The organism is Bradyrhizobium lablabi (assembly GCF_900141755.1).
GTDB lineage: Bacteria > Pseudomonadota > Alphaproteobacteria > Rhizobiales > Xanthobacteraceae > Bradyrhizobium > Bradyrhizobium lablabi_A.
The window spans coordinates 1,698,111-1,712,393 of sequence record NZ_LT670844.1 but is presented as its reverse complement, the minus strand read 5'-3'; the positions used below and the strand labels follow the sequence as shown (position 1 = coordinate 1,712,393).

The 14,283-nt window shown below is 62.9% G+C and carries 13 protein-coding genes; 6 read left to right on the top strand and 7 right to left on the bottom strand.

What is annotated here, in order from left to right; genetic code table 11:
• Positions 1–68 precede the first annotated feature (68 nt).
• Positions 69–323, bottom strand: a complete 255-nt coding sequence (locus B5526_RS08070; protein ID WP_079537728.1) for a hypothetical protein — start codon at positions 321–323, stop codon at positions 69–71.
• A gap of 252 nt (positions 324–575) precedes the next feature.
• Between B5526_RS08070 and B5526_RS08065 the strand changes: the two genes are divergently transcribed.
• The 5 genes from B5526_RS08065 (at position 576) to pucL (ending at position 4,157) form a co-directional block, all read left to right on the top strand.
• Positions 576–869: a hypothetical protein gene (locus B5526_RS08065; protein WP_079537727.1), complete on the top strand. Its 294-nt coding sequence runs from the start codon at positions 576–578 to the stop codon at positions 867–869.
• 112 nt (positions 870–981) lie between these two features.
• Positions 982–1,395 (top strand): DUF3830 family protein, encoded by a 414-nt coding sequence (locus B5526_RS08060; protein ID WP_079537726.1) that lies wholly within the window; start codon positions 982–984, stop codon positions 1,393–1,395.
• Positions 1,396–2,331 carry an allantoinase PuuE gene (gene puuE, locus B5526_RS08055; RefSeq protein WP_079537725.1) on the top strand — a complete coding sequence of 312 codons (936 nt, stop codon included), beginning with the start codon at positions 1,396–1,398 and terminating at the stop codon, positions 2,329–2,331.
• Between the two features lie 11 nt (positions 2,332–2,342).
• Positions 2,343–3,230 (top strand): 2-oxo-4-hydroxy-4-carboxy-5-ureidoimidazoline decarboxylase, encoded by an 888-nt coding sequence (gene uraD, locus B5526_RS08050; RefSeq protein ID WP_079537724.1) that lies wholly within the window; start codon positions 2,343–2,345, stop codon positions 3,228–3,230.
• 87 nt (positions 3,231–3,317) lie between these two features.
• Positions 3,318–4,157 carry a factor-independent urate hydroxylase gene (gene pucL, locus B5526_RS08045; RefSeq protein ID WP_079544795.1) on the top strand — a complete coding sequence of 280 codons (840 nt, stop codon included), beginning with the start codon at positions 3,318–3,320 and terminating at the stop codon, positions 4,155–4,157.
• Here pucL and B5526_RS08040 read toward each other — a convergent pair whose 3' ends face one another.
• Entirely contained in the window at positions 4,158–6,881 is a 2,724-nt protein-coding gene (locus B5526_RS08040) for a molybdopterin-dependent oxidoreductase (protein WP_079537723.1), read from the bottom strand.
• A complete protein-coding gene (locus B5526_RS08035) occupies positions 6,878–7,705 on the bottom strand; it encodes an FAD binding domain-containing protein (RefSeq protein ID WP_079537722.1) in 828 nt (275 codons plus the stop codon). Before B5526_RS08035 ends, B5526_RS08040 begins: the two co-directional genes overlap by 4 nt.
• A 145-nt stretch (positions 7,706–7,850) precedes the next feature.
• Between B5526_RS08035 and B5526_RS08030 the strand changes: the two genes are divergently transcribed.
• Positions 7,851–9,197, top strand: a complete 1,347-nt coding sequence (locus B5526_RS08030) for an 8-oxoguanine deaminase (RefSeq protein WP_079544794.1) — start codon at positions 7,851–7,853, stop codon at positions 9,195–9,197.
• Between the two features lie 79 nt (positions 9,198–9,276).
• Here the strand turns inward: B5526_RS08030 and B5526_RS08025 are convergent, their stop codons facing one another.
• The 4 genes from B5526_RS08025 to B5526_RS08010 form a co-directional block, all read right to left on the bottom strand.
• Positions 9,277–10,356: a BMP family ABC transporter substrate-binding protein gene (locus B5526_RS08025; RefSeq protein ID WP_079537721.1), complete on the bottom strand. Its 1,080-nt coding sequence runs from the start codon at positions 10,354–10,356 to the stop codon at positions 9,277–9,279.
• Positions 10,357–10,432: 76 nt separating this feature from the next.
• Positions 10,433–11,350 (bottom strand): ABC transporter permease, encoded by a 918-nt coding sequence (locus B5526_RS08020; RefSeq protein WP_079537720.1) that lies wholly within the window; start codon positions 11,348–11,350, stop codon positions 10,433–10,435.
• Complete coding sequence (locus B5526_RS08015) at positions 11,337–12,428, bottom strand: ABC transporter permease (protein WP_079537719.1); 1,092 nt, start codon at positions 12,426–12,428, stop codon at positions 11,337–11,339. The genes B5526_RS08020 and B5526_RS08015 overlap by 14 nt, the downstream gene beginning before the upstream one ends.
• Positions 12,412–13,983 (bottom strand): ABC transporter ATP-binding protein, encoded by a 1,572-nt coding sequence (locus B5526_RS08010; protein WP_079537718.1) that lies wholly within the window; start codon positions 13,981–13,983, stop codon positions 12,412–12,414. The genes B5526_RS08015 and B5526_RS08010 overlap by 17 nt, the downstream gene beginning before the upstream one ends.
• Between the last annotated feature and the right edge of the window lie 300 nt (positions 13,984–14,283).

Below are 14,283 nucleotides of genomic sequence, written 5' to 3'. Positions count from 1 at the left end.
TATGACGGTCGTTAGTGAGGCGATGGACGCCCTACCTTCCGTCCGACTTCTTTTTTCAACCGGTACGCTTAGTGCCCAGCCGGGGCCGACTCCGCGCCGTTCTGGTAGCGCGAATAGTCAGACCAATCGGGCTGCGGCCAGCGGGACGACGGAGCGTAATAATCCGGCGCATAATAGGCGTTGCTGTTGCGGATTTCTTCGCTGATCGGCGCATGCGTGCGGTAGAGCTTGTGGCTCCGGTGATGCTCCGCGGCCGCGGCGATCTGGACGGTCGAGGCCGCAAGCAGGCTGGAAGCGAGAATGGTCAGGATGGTCTTTTGCATTTTAAATCTCCCTTGTGCAGACGCTCAACTCACGAGACAAAAATCGTCTCGCGGGCTGGCGCCTTCGCTTCCGACATAACGATGCGTCACGCTGATTATTACGGGCCCGACCATCACGAAACGGGGAGCCAATTTGTTGGTCAGCGAAGTCTTTGGATCAAATATTCGGCAGGCGACGGGTTCGGCGGCTTCCCAACTATGATAGATTTCCCTAAACCCGTCCGACGGCCGCCGCGCCCTCCGAGAAAACCGATGAAGAAGCTGGTATTTACAATTCTCCTGATCGCATCGCCCGTGATCGTATCGCCCGTGTTGGCGCAAACCAAATTGGTGCCCAAGGGCGCGACCGCGCGGGTCGACAATTGTGCGCCAATCGGCCGCACCGAAGACGGCAAGCTGGTCTATTCGATGAAGTGCGAGACCTTGCCGACCCCACCGCCTCCGCCGCCGCAGGCCGAAGTCGCGCCCGCGCCGCCCCCGGAACCGGAGGTGCAGCGCAGCGGTATTTTTGGCTGGTCCTATGAAAGAAAGCGGCCGGACCAATAGGCGGTAAGAGTTTCTAAAGCCCGGCTCCCGGCTGGAATGTTCCTTGCTTCTTCGGCCTTCGGCTGCAATCTGTTTCGGCCCAAGTTCCTACAGCCATCACGAGTATTCCTAAATGAGCCAACTCATCGTCCACGCCGGCGACTTCGTTTTCCAGGCCCGTTTCGAAGAACAACTGGCGCCAAAAACCGTCGCCGCCTTTCGCAAGGCGATGCCGTTCGAGAGCCAGGCCATCCATGTGCGCTGGAGCGGCGAGGGCGTCTGGATGCCGCTCGGCGATCTCGATTTCGGCGTCACTTACGAGAACCACACCAGCTATCCCGCGCCGGGCCAGATCATCCTCTATCCCGGCGGCATCAGCGAGACCGAGATTCTGCTGGCCTATGGCGGCGTGCATTTCGCGAGCAAGATGGGCCAGCTCGCCGGCAATCATTTTGTTACGCTAACCTCGGGCCTGGAGAATTTGGCGACGTTCGGCAAGACCGTGCTCTGGAAAGGCGCGCAGAAGATCAGGTTCGAGGAAGTCTAAGTGGCGGACGCCCGATATCCCCGCGACCTCCATGGCTACGGGCGCAACCCGCCCGATCCGCGCTGGCCGGGCAATGCGCGCGTCGCTGTGCAGTTCGTGGTCAATTTCGAAGAGGGCGGCGAGAACAACATTTTGCACGGCGACCGTGCGTCGGAGGCGTTTTTGTCGGACGTGCTGGGCGCGCAGCCCTGGCCCGGGCAGCGCCACGCCAATATCGAATCCATGTTCGAATATGGCTCGCGCGCCGGCTTCTGGCGGCTGTGGCGGATCTTTACCGAGCGCAAGCTGCCGACCACCGTATTCGGCGTCGCCAACGCGCTGAAACGAAATCCGTTAATTGTCGCCGCCATGAAAGAGGCCGGCTGGGATATTGCCAGCCACAGCCTCCGATGGGTCGAGCACAAGGACATGTCGGAAGCGGAGGAGCGCGCGGAGATCGCGGACGCGATCCGTGTCCACACCGAGGTCACCGGACAGCATCCGCTCGGCTGGTACACCGGGCGTACCTCGATCAACACGGTGCGGCTGGTGATGGAGGCCGGCGGCTTCCTCTATTCCTGCGACTCCTATGCCGACGATCTGCCGTACTGGATCAAGGGACCGGCCGGGCCGCATCTGATCATCCCCTATAGCCTCGATGCCAACGACATGCGCTTTGTCAATGCGCAGGGGTTTGGCGGCGGCGATCAGTTCTTCACTTATCTCAAGGACAGTTTTGACGTGCTCTATGCCGAAGGCGAGACGTCACCAAAGATGATGTCGGTCGGGCTGCATTGCCGCGTGGTCGGCCGTCCCGGCCGCGCGGCATCGCTGATGCGGTTTCTCGACTACATCATGAAGCATGAGCGGGTCTGGGTGCCGACGCGGCTGCAGATCGCGCAGCACTGGCACGCCCATCTTTCGCATCTCGCCGCCAACGCCTTCGACATCGGATAGCGAGGGCAAAGATGTCGCAGAAAACGCTCGCCGATCTCAACGTCTGCAGCAAGGACGATTTTGTCGCGGCGCTTTCTAATATCTTTGAGTACTCGCCATGGATCGCCGAGCAGGCGGCATCCGCACGGCCGTTTGCCGGCGTGAAGGCGTTGTTCGCCGCGATGAAGGCCGCCGTCGATCGCGGGGCCCCCGAACTGCGCCTTGCACTGATAAAAGCGCATCCCGATCTCGCCAACAAGACCCAGCGTGCCGCCGGCCTCACCGCGGAATCCAATGACGAACAGAACAGCGTCGGCTTCGACCGCTTGTCGGATGCCGAATATGAGGCGTTCGAGCGCGTCAACAATGCCTACCGCGCCAAATTCGGTTTTCCTTACATCGTCAGTGTTCGCCGCCACACCAAGGATTCGATCCTGCGCGATTTCGAGCGCCGCCTGCCGAACGATGCCAAAACCGAGACGCGGAAATCGATCGAGGAGATCTGCCGGATCGCGGCACTGCGCCTTGATTTACTCGTCGTTGGCGACGACCGGCTGCAGGTGCATGGGCGGCTGTCGACCCATGTGCTGGATACGCATAGCGGCCGGCCCGCGGCCGGCATCGCGGTCGAACTCGTCGAACTATCCGAGCTCGGCTCAAGCCGCGTCGTGACCCGCACCATCACCAATGCCGATGGCCGCACCGACAAGCCCCTGATCGGCGGCCGGCCGGTGCCGATCGGGCGCTATGAGCTGACCTTCAGCGTCGGGAAATATTTTACCGAACGGCAGGTGCCGATGTCCGATCCGCCGTTCCTCGATAAAATACCGTTACGTTTTTCGGTGAGCGATCCCGAAGGCCATCTCCACGTGCCGCTATTGGTCACGCCCTGGAGCTACGCGACCTATCGGGGGAGTTGAATTGGCACGCAGGTTGCTATTCATTGACCGGGGCCGGTGCGAAACGGAGCCGGGCAAAAATCGCCGATTGAACAGGAGGTCTCGCACGTGCCACTGATAAAAAACAAATACGGCAAGGGCCGGGTTCGCGTCATGCGCATCCATCGCGATGGCGATCGCCACGAGGTCAGCCAGCTCAACGTCAAGGCGATGATCGAGGGCGATTTTGCCCGCGCCTATACGCACGCCGACAACTCGACCTCGGTCTCGACCGACACCATCAAGAACGTCGTCAACATCGTCGCGCGAGAAAACACCTCTCTCTGTACGGAGGAATTCTGCCAAGTGCTGGCCACGAAATATCTCGACACTTATCCGCAGGTCAGTTCGGTGGCGATCACCGCGCATGAGACAAAATGGAGCCGGCTCAGTTTCGGCGGCAAGCCGCATCCGCACAGTTTTGTGCTCGACGGCAACGGCAAGCCGACCGTCGAAGTCACCGCCACTCGCCAGGGATCGACGCTCGCTTCCGGCATCGACGGGTTTACCTTCATGAAGTCGACCCAGTCGGGCTGGGAAAACTATGTCAAGGATCCCTACACGACGATCAAGGAAACCAACGACCGGATGTGTGCGACCTCCATGGTGGCGTCCTGGAAATGGTCGGCGAAGCCGGAAAACTATCCGGCCACCAACGCGAAGATCCTTTCGACCGCGCTGGAAGTGTTCGGCACCACCTATAGCTCGAGCGTGCAGGACAGTTTGTACCGGATGGGCGAAGCGGCGCTTGCGGCGGTGCCGGAAATTTCCGAGATCAGCATGGCCTGCCCGAACATGCACTTCATCCCGATGAACCTGTCGGCATTCGGGCTCGATAACCACAACGACGTCTTCCTGCCGACCGACGAGCCCCACGGCCAGATCGAATGCACGGTGGGGCGGGGGTGATTACGAGCCAAACTTCTCCTGAAGCTTCGGCCACAGCCGGTCCGGCTTGAACGGCACCGACGCGAAGCGGATGCCGGTGGCATTCGCAAGCGCGTTACCGAGCGCGGCGGCGACCGGATTATAGGGGCTCTCGCTCATCGATTTGGCGCCCATCGGCCCCAGCGTATCGCTGGTGTCGGCGAACAACACTTCGGTGCGCGGAACGTCGGCAAAGGACGGCAAATGATAGTCGCGGAATTTCGGATTGACGACGCGGCCGCCCTCATCGATCACCATCTCCTCGTAGAGGGTGGCGCCGAGCGACTGCGCGACGCCGCCCTCGACCTGGCCGCGGCATTGCATGGGATTGGCGACCCGGCCGGCATCGGCGGCCTGCACGCTCTTCAGAATCTTGATTTCGCCGGTACCCTTGTTCACGGCGACCCTAAAACCCTGCACGTTGAACGCAACCGAGCGCGGCGTACCCCCGGAAGAGCCGGTTGCGTGAAGCGACTGTCCTTGCGCGCGCGCGGTCTCGGCGATCTTGGCGAACGAGACGCGCTCCTTGCCGCAGACCACGGAATCGTTTTCGAGCACGCAAGCGTCGGGATCGGTCTTGGCCGCGGTGGAAACGAATACCCTGAGATCGTCGGCGAGATTTTTCGCCGCTGCCTGGGTCGCGCGTCCGGCGACAAACGTGCCGGTAGAGCCATAGGCGCCGGTGTCGTGGCCGCCATGCGCGGTGTCCGATTGCCTAAGGCGAATCTGGTCGACGGTGGTCGCAAGCGCGGTCGCGGCGATCTGGCGATGCACCGTCGAGGTGCCGTTGCCGAACTCGGCGGTGCCGACGGTCAGCTCGAAGGAGCCGTCCTCGCAGAGCGCAATCGCGGCATCCGCGATATGCCCGTCCGGCGGCACGGTGTCGATCATGGTCAGCGCGATGCCTTCGCCGATCAGCCAGTCGGCGGAGAGCTCGACCTTGGGTGCTTCGGCCTGCATCGCGCGCTCGACCAGGTCGAGGCACTGATCGAGCCCGTAGGAGCCGTAGAAGATGTCGTTATGCCCGGAGCCCGGCGGCGACAGCATGGGATCGCCGGGCTTGACGATGTTGCGGCGGCGGATCTCAAACGGACTGATGCCAAGACCCTTGGCCAGTTCGTCGATGGCGGCTTCCACCGCGATAAGCGTTTGCGGCAGGCCGTAGCCGCGGAAGGCGCCCGCCGGCAGCGTGTTGGTATAGGCGACGACGGCGTCGACCTTCTTGTTCGGGCAATTATAGACGCCGAGCGACTCGCCGCAGGCATGGAACAGCACCGGTGGGCCATGATTGCCATAGGCACCGGTGTTGGAGAGCACGTCGAGCTGCAGCGCCGTCAGTTTTCCGTCACTGTCGGCGCCGGCCTTGACGCTGACGCGCATCGGATGCCGCGTCGAGGTCGAGATGAATTGCTCCTCGCGGGTGAACTCCAGTTTCACCGGGCGTCCGGTCTTGAGCGCAGCGAGCGCCAGAATATCCTCGACGAACATTTCCTGCTTGCCGCCAAAGCCGCCGCCGACCCGTTCGCAGAACACCCGGACCTTGTCCGGGGCGAGGTCAAAAATCTCCGTCAGCGCCCGCCGCGTCAGGAACGGCGTCTGCGTGCTGGAGCGTACGTTCAGGATGCCGCTGGCGTCGACCCAGGCGAGCCCGCCATGGGTTTCCAAGGCAGCGTGCTGGACGCGCTGGGTCGTGAACGTGCCCTCATAGGTGACCGCGGACTGCTTAAGCGCGCTGGCGACATCGCCGTACTCGCCATGGGTTTCCGCGACGATGTTCCGCCCCGCGCCGGTCACGCGCTGTTCCGTTGTTTTGTCCGCGTGAAGCAGCGGCGCGCCGGGCGCAATCGCCTGTTCGGGATCGAACACCGCCGGCAAGATGTCGTAGTCGACCTTGAGGCGGCGGCAGCCTTCTTCGGCAGCCGCCTCGGTTTCCGCAACGACGGCGGCGACTTTCTGTCCGATGAAGCGCACGACATCGTCCAGCACGCGGGTATCGTCCGGATCCATCCAGACTCTTTCGTGCCGCGCGGTGGAAAACAGCCGGCGCGGCGCGTCTTCGAAGGTCAGGACCGCATGCACGCCGGGAACGGCCAATGCCGCGGTCTTGTCGATCGAGATGATTTTGGCGTGCGGATGCGGCGAGCGCAGCAGTTTGATGTGCAGCAAACCTTCCACCGCCGTATCGAAGGTGTAGCGCGCCGCGCCCCGAACCACCTGCGGTCCGGCCGGCGCCGGCAGGCTGCGGCCGAAGGCGGTGCCGGCGGCGGCGTCCTCGATATTGGTCTTGCCGTCGAGCGCGTCCTCGATCGCGCGATAGCCAGTGCAGCGGCAAATGTTTCCCTTCAGCGAAGCCCCGAGATCCTGCCGTTGCGCCTGGTTCAGCGACGCGCAGGTCAGGATCATGCCGGCGGTGCAGAAGCCGCACTGAAAGCCCTGCGCATCGAGAAATGCCTGTTGCATCGGATGCGTGCCGCCATCGCTAGCGAGGCCTTCGATGGTGGTGACGGCATGGCCGTCGGCGCGAAACGCCGGGATCAGGCAACTATGTACCGGCTCGCCGTCGAGCAGCACGGTGCAGGCGCCGCAGTCGCCGGCGTCGCAGCCTTTCTTGACGCCGAAATGCCCGAGGTCGCGCAAGAACGTCCGCAGGCATTGCCCCGCGCGCGGATTTTCCGAGAACGCCTTGTCGTTGATCTCAAACGTCATGAGTGGGCCGGGCCTTGCAATTCCCTGCGAATCTCTTCGGCAAGGCGCAGCGTCATGTGCTTGCGCCATGCCGGCTTGCCGTGGACGTCATCATGATAGAGCGCGTCCGGAATGTGATCCAGGATCGCCTCGCGCAGTTCTTCGGCCTGCGGGCCTTTGGCAAAGGACAATTGGACCGGCCGCTTGGTCGATGCTGTAATCGTCAGCGTCATGCCGCCGCCGCTATCGATGCTGCCGATCAGCAAGGCGGCCGAGCGGCCTACCGGCGTCAGCGAGATCTGTCGGAAAGCCGAGCGTCGTTTCAGCGCTGCGAGTGGGATATCGATCTGCCGCAACAGGTCGCCCGGCGCGAGCACATTGCGCTCGTCGGCAATAACAAAATCGGTGACGCGCAGCTTCTGCTCGCTGCCGTCCGCCTTCCAGATCGTGCAGACGCCATCGAGCGCCGATGTCAGCGAGATCATTGGGCCGGCGGGCAGCGACATGCAGAGATTGCCGCCGACGGTGGCGGTCTTCCAGATCTTGAAGGATGCCAGATACGCTCGGCAGCATTGGTTGATCAGGGGTGCGGCGAGCCATTCCGGCGGGCAGGCGAGCGCGTCGAGCTGCGCCACCGTGCAGGTCGCCGCGATCGAAAGCTCGGCCTCCCCGATCGTGAGCGCCGGCCATTTGAGGTCGGTCAGATCGATCAGCCGCCTCAGATGGGACTGGGGTTCGGAGAACAGCCAGGTCCCGCCCGCGAGCCAAGCATCGCCTGCCGTCCAAACGGGCAGTTGCGCGCGGCTCTTGGGGTGAGCGACTTCGGTAATCGTGTTCAAATCCATGGATACGCTAGCGCTTTCAAAGAGATGCATCTCCGTTTAAGAATTCTTGCAAGACCGGCGCCAACTCTCGCATGGATCGGGCTGGTCCTTGAATTGCAGGGTGGCTTTAGTTTCGCAATTCCGGTCCCCTGGAGAAAGTAACATGATGGACCCAAATCGGGCGATCTGGATCAAGGATCCGTTGGCCATCCTCGCCGATGGCGCGGAGCGGGGCGTCGTTGTCCAAAACGGCAGGATCGTCGAGCTGGTGCCGAAGGGCGGCCAGCCCAGGACATCGGCGGCGTTCTTCGAGGCCGGCGACCATGTGGTGCTGCCGGGGCTGATCAACACCCATCACCATTTCTACCAGACCTTGACCCGGGCGCTGCCGGCGGCGCTTGACCGGGAATTGTTCCCGTGGCTTGAGGCGCTCTATCCGGTATGGGCGCGGCTGACCCCGGAGGCGCTCGAACTTGGCGTCACCGTGGCGATGTCGGAATTGCTGCTGTCCGGCTGCACCACCACGACCGATCATCATTACGTGTTTCCCGCGGGGCTTGAGGACGCCATCGATATCGAAGTTGCGGTGGCAAAACGGCTCGGCGTCCGCGTGCTGTTGACCCGCGGCTCGATGAACCGCTCGCAGCGCGACGGCGGCCTGCCGCCGGACAGCGTGGTGCAGGACGAAGATACTATCCTCGCGGACAGCGAGCGCTTGGTGGCAAAGCATCATCAGCGCGGCGAAGACGCCATGGTGCAGATCGCGCTGGCGCCGTGCTCGCCGTTTTCGGTGACGACCTCGTTGATGCGCGCCACCGCGGCGCTTGCGGAAAAGCTCGATGTCCGCATGCATACGCATCTGGCGGAGACCGAGGACGAGAACAAATTCTGCGAGCAGATGCATGGCTGCCGGCCGCTGGATTATCTCGAGGAAAGCGGCTGGCTCAACGCGCGGACCTGGCTCGCCCATGGCATTCATTTCAATGCCGCCGAGATGAAGCGCTTGGGTAAGGCCAAGACCACGATCAGCCATTGCGCCTGCAGCAATCAGCTTCTGGCGTCCGGTTGCTGTCCGGTCTGCGACATGGAAGAGGCGGGGGTCGCGATCGGCCTCGGCGTCGACGGCTCGGCCTCGAACGACAAATCCAACCTGATGCAGGAGGTGCGCGCGGCGTTCCTGCTGCAGCGTGCCCGCTACGGCGTCACCCGCGTCAGCCACAAGGACGCGCTGCGCTGGGCAACGAAGGGATCGGCGGCCTGCGTCGGCCGTCCCGAACTTGGCGAGATCGCGGTCGGCAAGGCCGCCGATCTGGCGTTGTTCAAGCTCGACGAATTGCGTTTCTCCGGCCACGGCGATCCCCTGGCGGCGCTCGTGCTGTGCGGCGCCTATCGCGCCGACCGGGTGATGGTTGGCGGCCACTGGGCGGTCACCGACGGCGCCATTCCCGGGCTCGACGTTTCAGACCTGATCCGGCGCCACTGCGCCGCCGCGCACACGATGCAAGTGGGGTGAAAACGCTCAGCTATCGGCGCGAAAGAAAAAGGGTCCGGGCGTTGCCGCCCGGACCCGGTAGTCTCGGGAGTGCCCGGCCTTACTTGCCGGGAATCTTGTCGTCGATGCCTTTGACGTAGAAGTTCATGCCGAGCACCTGAGGGTCGGCGAGATGGTCGCCGCCCTTGCATTCGACCGTGGTGCCGTCCTGGGCGACGACAGGACATTTGAACGGTTGCAGCTTGCCGGCGGTGAGGGCGGCCTCGGTATCCATCGCCATCTTCTTCACGTCGTCAGGCATGTTGGTGTAAGGCGCCATCGCGAACATCTTGGTCTCGAGCCCGCCCCAGGTATCCTCGGACTTCCAGCTGCCGTCGAGCTCTGCCTTGACGCGAGCGATGTAATAGGGCGCCCAGGTGTCGAGGATCGAGGTAAGCTGCGCCTTGGGTCCGAACTTTATCATTTCGGAATCCTGGCCGAACGCCAGCTTGCCGCGTTCGCTCGCGACCTGCATCGCCGCCGGTGAGTCGGTGTGCTGCATGATCACGTCGGCGCCCTGATCGAGCAGCGCTTTCGCAGCGTCGGCTTCCTTGCCGGGGTCGAACCAGGAGTTGGCCCAGATGATCTTGACCTTGATGTTGGGATTGACCGTCTGCGCGCCGATCATCGTGGCGTTGATGCCCGAGACGACCTCCGGAATCGGGAACGAACCAATATAGCCGAGCACGCCGGCCTTCGACATCTTGGCTGCGATCTGGCCTTGGATGTAACGGCCCTGATACCAGCGCGCCGAATAGGTCGCCATGTTGGCGTCACGCTTGTAGCCCGAGCAGTGCTCGAAATGCACATTCGGGTATTTCTTCGCCACCTTCAGCGTCGGGTCCATGTAACCGAACGACGTCGTGAAGATCAGCTTGTTGCCGGCGCGGACGAGCTGCTCGACGGCACGCTCGGCGTCGGGCCCTTCCGGCACGTTCTCCAGAAAGGTCGTCTCGATCTTGTCGCCGAGTTCCTTGGCCAGAGCCTGGCGGGCGAGGTCGTGCTGATAGGTCCAGCCGAGGTCGCCGACCGGGCCGAGATAGATGAACCCGACCTTCAACTTGTCGGCGGCCGAGGCGCCGCTGCTGATAGCGCCGGCCAGCAGAAACGCGGAGGCCGCGGCAAAAAGTTTTTTCCTCATCGTCAAATCTCCAAACAGTCGGGGGGAACATCAGTTCCGGACGCGGCGCCCCATCGCGCACGCCCGGAATACTAAATCAGCGGTCAGGCACGAACACGGTGCCCAGTGCGGCCGGCGCGGTCGAGCCGCCGGTGCGGGCGCGCGACAGCAGCACCAGAACGATGACGGTTGCCAGATAAGGCAGCGACGACATGAATTGCGAGGGCACGCCAATACCGGCGCCCTGGGCATGAAGCTGCAGAATCGTCACCGCGCCGAACAGATAGGCGCCGATCACGAGGCGGCCCGGCAGCCAGGACGCGAACACGGTCAGGGCGAGCGCGATCCAGCCGCGGCCGGCGGTCATGCCCGGAATGAAGAACGGCGTATAGGCGAGCGGCAGATAAGCCCCCGCAAGGCCGGCGCAGGCGCCGCCGAACATCACGGCGTACATCCTGATCTTGAGCACCGGATATCCGAGCGCGTGCGCGGAAACGTGATTGTCACCGACCGCCCGCAGCACCAGGCCTGTCCGCGTCTTGTAGAGAAACAGCCAGACGCCAATCACCAGCGCCAGCGACAAATAGATAAAGGCGTCCTCGCCGAACAAGATGCGTCCGACCAGCGGAATGTCGGTCAGGCCGGGGATGTAGAGATGCGGTGCCGGCGTTATTCTCTCGCCGACGAAGCCGGCGCCGATCAGGCCGGACAATCCAATGCCGAGAATAGTCAGCGCGAGACCGGTAGCAACCTGATTGACCGCTAGCCCGAGCGCCATCATCGCGAAGATCAGAGACAATAGGGTGCCCGCGACAATGCCGCAGATCGCGCCAATAATGATCGAGCCCGACAGCAAGGCTCCGCCGAACCCGCAAGCCGCGCCGACGATCATCATGCCTTCGACGCCGAGGTTGAGCACGCCGGCGCGTTCGGTCACGAGTTCGCCGGTCGCCGCGATCAGCAGCGGCGTCGATGCCGCCAGCACCGAAAGGATGATCGCCTCAACCAGTTCCACTGTGCACCTGTCGTGACGGGAAAATGAGCCGGAAGCGGTAGAGAATGAGACTGTCGCAGGCGAGCACGTAGAACAGCAGAATGCCCTGAAATACCTTGGTGACGTCCAACGGGATTTTCATTGCGATCTGGGCCTGCTCGCCGCCGATGAAGGTAAGTGCGAGGAAAAGACCTGCAATTAATATTCCAATTGGGTTCAGCCGGCCGAGAAACGCGACGATGATCGCGGTGAAACCGTAGCCGGGTGAAATGCCCGGCTGCAGATGCCCGACCGGACCTGCGACCTCGATGATTCCGGCAAGTCCGGCCAGCGCCCCGGAGATGGCGAATGTCAGCAGGATCAGCTGGTCGGAATTGAAGCCGCCGAAACGCGCCGCGCGGGGGGCGGCACCGACCACCCGAATTTCAAAACCTTTGATGGTGCGCCCAAGCAGCACGGTGGCCGCGGCGACGACGACAAGCGCGATGACGGCGCCAAGATGCAGCCGGCCGCCTTGGATCAGGAGCGGCACGGTTGCGACCGGATCGAACTCGGCGGTGGTCGGGAAATTGAAGCCGGCCGGATCGCGCCACGGACCGCGGACGAGATAATCGAGGAACAGGTCAGCCACATAGACCAGCATCAGGCTGGTGAGGATTTCGCTGGCGCCGAACTTCACCTTGCAGATCGCCGGTATCAGGGCATAGAGCGCGCCCGCCGCAGCTCCGAGCAAAAGCATCGCCGGCATCACCCAATGTCCGGCCTCGGTGCCCTGCGTTTTCACCGCGAGCCAGCTACCCGCAACGGCGCCGATCAGGAACTGACCTTCCGCACCGATGTTCCAGACGTTGGCGAGATAGCACAGCGACAGGCCGATCGCGATCATCACGAGCGGCGTTGCTTTGACCGCGAGTTCCTGCAGCGAATAGCTGTCGGTCAAGGGATCGATGAAGTAGACCCAAAGCGCTAGTATCGGGTTCTTGCCGAGAATGGCGAACAGGATGCTCATGGTCACGATCGTCAAGCCGATCGCGATCAGTGGCGATACCAGCGCAATCGTGTTGGATCGCTCGGCCCGCTTCTCAAGCACTAACCGCATGAGCCGTTTCCTTTTGCTCCAGGCTGCTTCCGCCCATCAGCAGGCCGAGCTTCTCGCGGCTAGCGTCCGCAGTCGCCATCGGCGCCGAGAGGTGGCCGTGGAACATCACCGCAATACGGTCGGCGATCTCGGCGAGTTCATCCAGATCCTGGCTTGTCACCAGCACGGCAGCGCCGGCGGCGGCAAGATCGAGCAGCGCCTGACGGATCACGGCCGCCGCGCCGGCGTCCACGCCCCAGGTCGGCTGGCTGACCACCAGCACGGCGGGGTTACGCAATATTTCGCGACCGACGATGAACTTTTGCAAATTGCCGCCGGACAGGCTTGCCGCTTCGGGGTCGCGCTTGGCTTTGCGCACATCGAATGTCTCGGTGGTGCGATCGACCGCCTTTAACGTCGCGGCGGTGTTGATGAAACCATGATTGACCATGCCGCTGGCGGCGTGGCCGGTCAAAAGCGCGTTTTCGGAAAGTTTCATGCGCGGCGCGGTGCCGTGGCCCAAGCGCTCTTCGGGCACGAACGCCGCGCCAAGCTTGCGTCGCTGCGTGATCGAGAGATGTCCGGCCGCTTGGCCGTCGATCACTACCGTGCCCGGATCCGGCGACAGCCGCTCGCCCGAGAGTGCAGCGAACAGCTCGTCCTGACCGTTACCGGCAACGCCGGCGATGCCCAAGATTTCACCACCCTTCAGCTCGAGCGAAATATGCGCGAGCCGTACGCCGTGAGGATCGTCGGGCTCGAGGCAGAGATCGTTGACGACGAGGCGCGGCACCGTGACATGCCGGCCCGCGGCGGCTTTGACTTCCTTGATGTCGGCGCCGACCATCATGCGCGCCAGCGAGGCTGCGGTTTCCGCTTGCGGGTTGCAGGTTGCAACCTTCTTGCCGCCGCGCAGGATTGTGGCGGTGTCGCACAGCCGCTTCACCTCTTCCAGCTTGTGGCTGATATAGAGGATCGCGCGGCCCTCGGCCTTCAGGCGGTCCAGCACGATGAACAGTTGATCGGCTTCCTGCGGGGTCAATACCGCGGTCGGTTCGTCGAGGATCAGGAATTTGGGATCTTGCATCAAGGCCCGGACGATCTCGATGCGCTGGCGCTCGCCGACCGAGAGCTGCCACACCTCGCGTTTGGGGTCGAGCGGAAGCCCGTAAACATTGGACACTTCCTCAAGCCGCGCCGACATGTCCTTGAAGGATTCCTTGCCGTCGAGTCCGAGCGCCACATTCTCGGCGACAGTGAGATTGTCGAACAGCGAAAAATGCTGGAACACCATGCCGATGCCGCGCGCGCGCGCCTCTGAGGGGCCGGACAGCACCATCTTCTCGCCGAGCCAGCGCATTTCGCCCTCGCTCGGCTGAATCAACCCGTAGATGGTTTTGACCAGGGTTGATTTTCCGGCGCCGTTCTCGCCGAGAAGCGCATGGATCTGCCGCGGCCAGATTTCGATGTCGATCGCGTCGTTTGCGAGAAAATCGCCGTAGCGCTTGGTTAGCCCGATGGTCTGGAGCAGCGGCGGTTCCCCGGAACGCAGGCCGGTTGGTGTCGGATCTAACATTCGTTGTCACGCGTGCGAGGGATGGAGTGCCTCAATACTGGGCTAGTTTGGACGTCGGCGTAAGTAGGGAAAAAGCGCCAGCGTTTGCCCAACTCTTCGGCAGGCCGCGGCCCGGTGATTCTCTTAGCCTTTGACGTGCCTTAGCCGCACCGCGACCGATTTCGGCCTGATCCCCGACCGGGACGGGCGATTCCGTGTTGCATAATTGTGACGGTCGCGACAAATCGGAACGGCCCTATCAGGCCTGCCATCAATATAGGCAGGATCGTTCGATCGTGTACAGGAGTGGTTGGCGTCAAT

Coding starts and splice junctions, on each gene's coding strand:
- B5526_RS08070 (WP_079537728.1), bottom strand. CDS start 323: ATGCAAAAGACCATCCTGACCATTCTCGCTTCCAGCCTGCTTGCGGCC.
- B5526_RS08065 (WP_079537727.1), top strand. CDS start 576: ATGAAGAAGCTGGTATTTACAATTCTCCTGATCGCATCGCCCGTGATC.
- B5526_RS08060 (WP_079537726.1), top strand. CDS start 982: ATGAGCCAACTCATCGTCCACGCCGGCGACTTCGTTTTCCAGGCCCGT.
- uraD (WP_079537724.1), top strand. CDS start 2,343: ATGTCGCAGAAAACGCTCGCCGATCTCAACGTCTGCAGCAAGGACGAT.
- B5526_RS08040 (WP_079537723.1), bottom strand. CDS start 6,881: ATGACGTTTGAGATCAACGACAAGGCGTTCTCGGAAAATCCGCGCGCG.
- B5526_RS08035 (WP_079537722.1), bottom strand. CDS start 7,705: ATGGATTTGAACACGATTACCGAAGTCGCTCACCCCAAGAGCCGCGCG.
- B5526_RS08030 (WP_079544794.1), top strand. CDS start 7,851: ATGGACCCAAATCGGGCGATCTGGATCAAGGATCCGTTGGCCATCCTC.
- B5526_RS08025 (WP_079537721.1), bottom strand. CDS start 10,356: ATGAGGAAAAAACTTTTTGCCGCGGCCTCCGCGTTTCTGCTGGCCGGC.
- B5526_RS08015 (WP_079537719.1), bottom strand. CDS start 12,428: ATGCGGTTAGTGCTTGAGAAGCGGGCCGAGCGATCCAACACGATTGCG.
- B5526_RS08010 (WP_079537718.1), bottom strand. CDS start 13,983: ATGTTAGATCCGACACCAACCGGCCTGCGTTCCGGGGAACCGCCGCTG.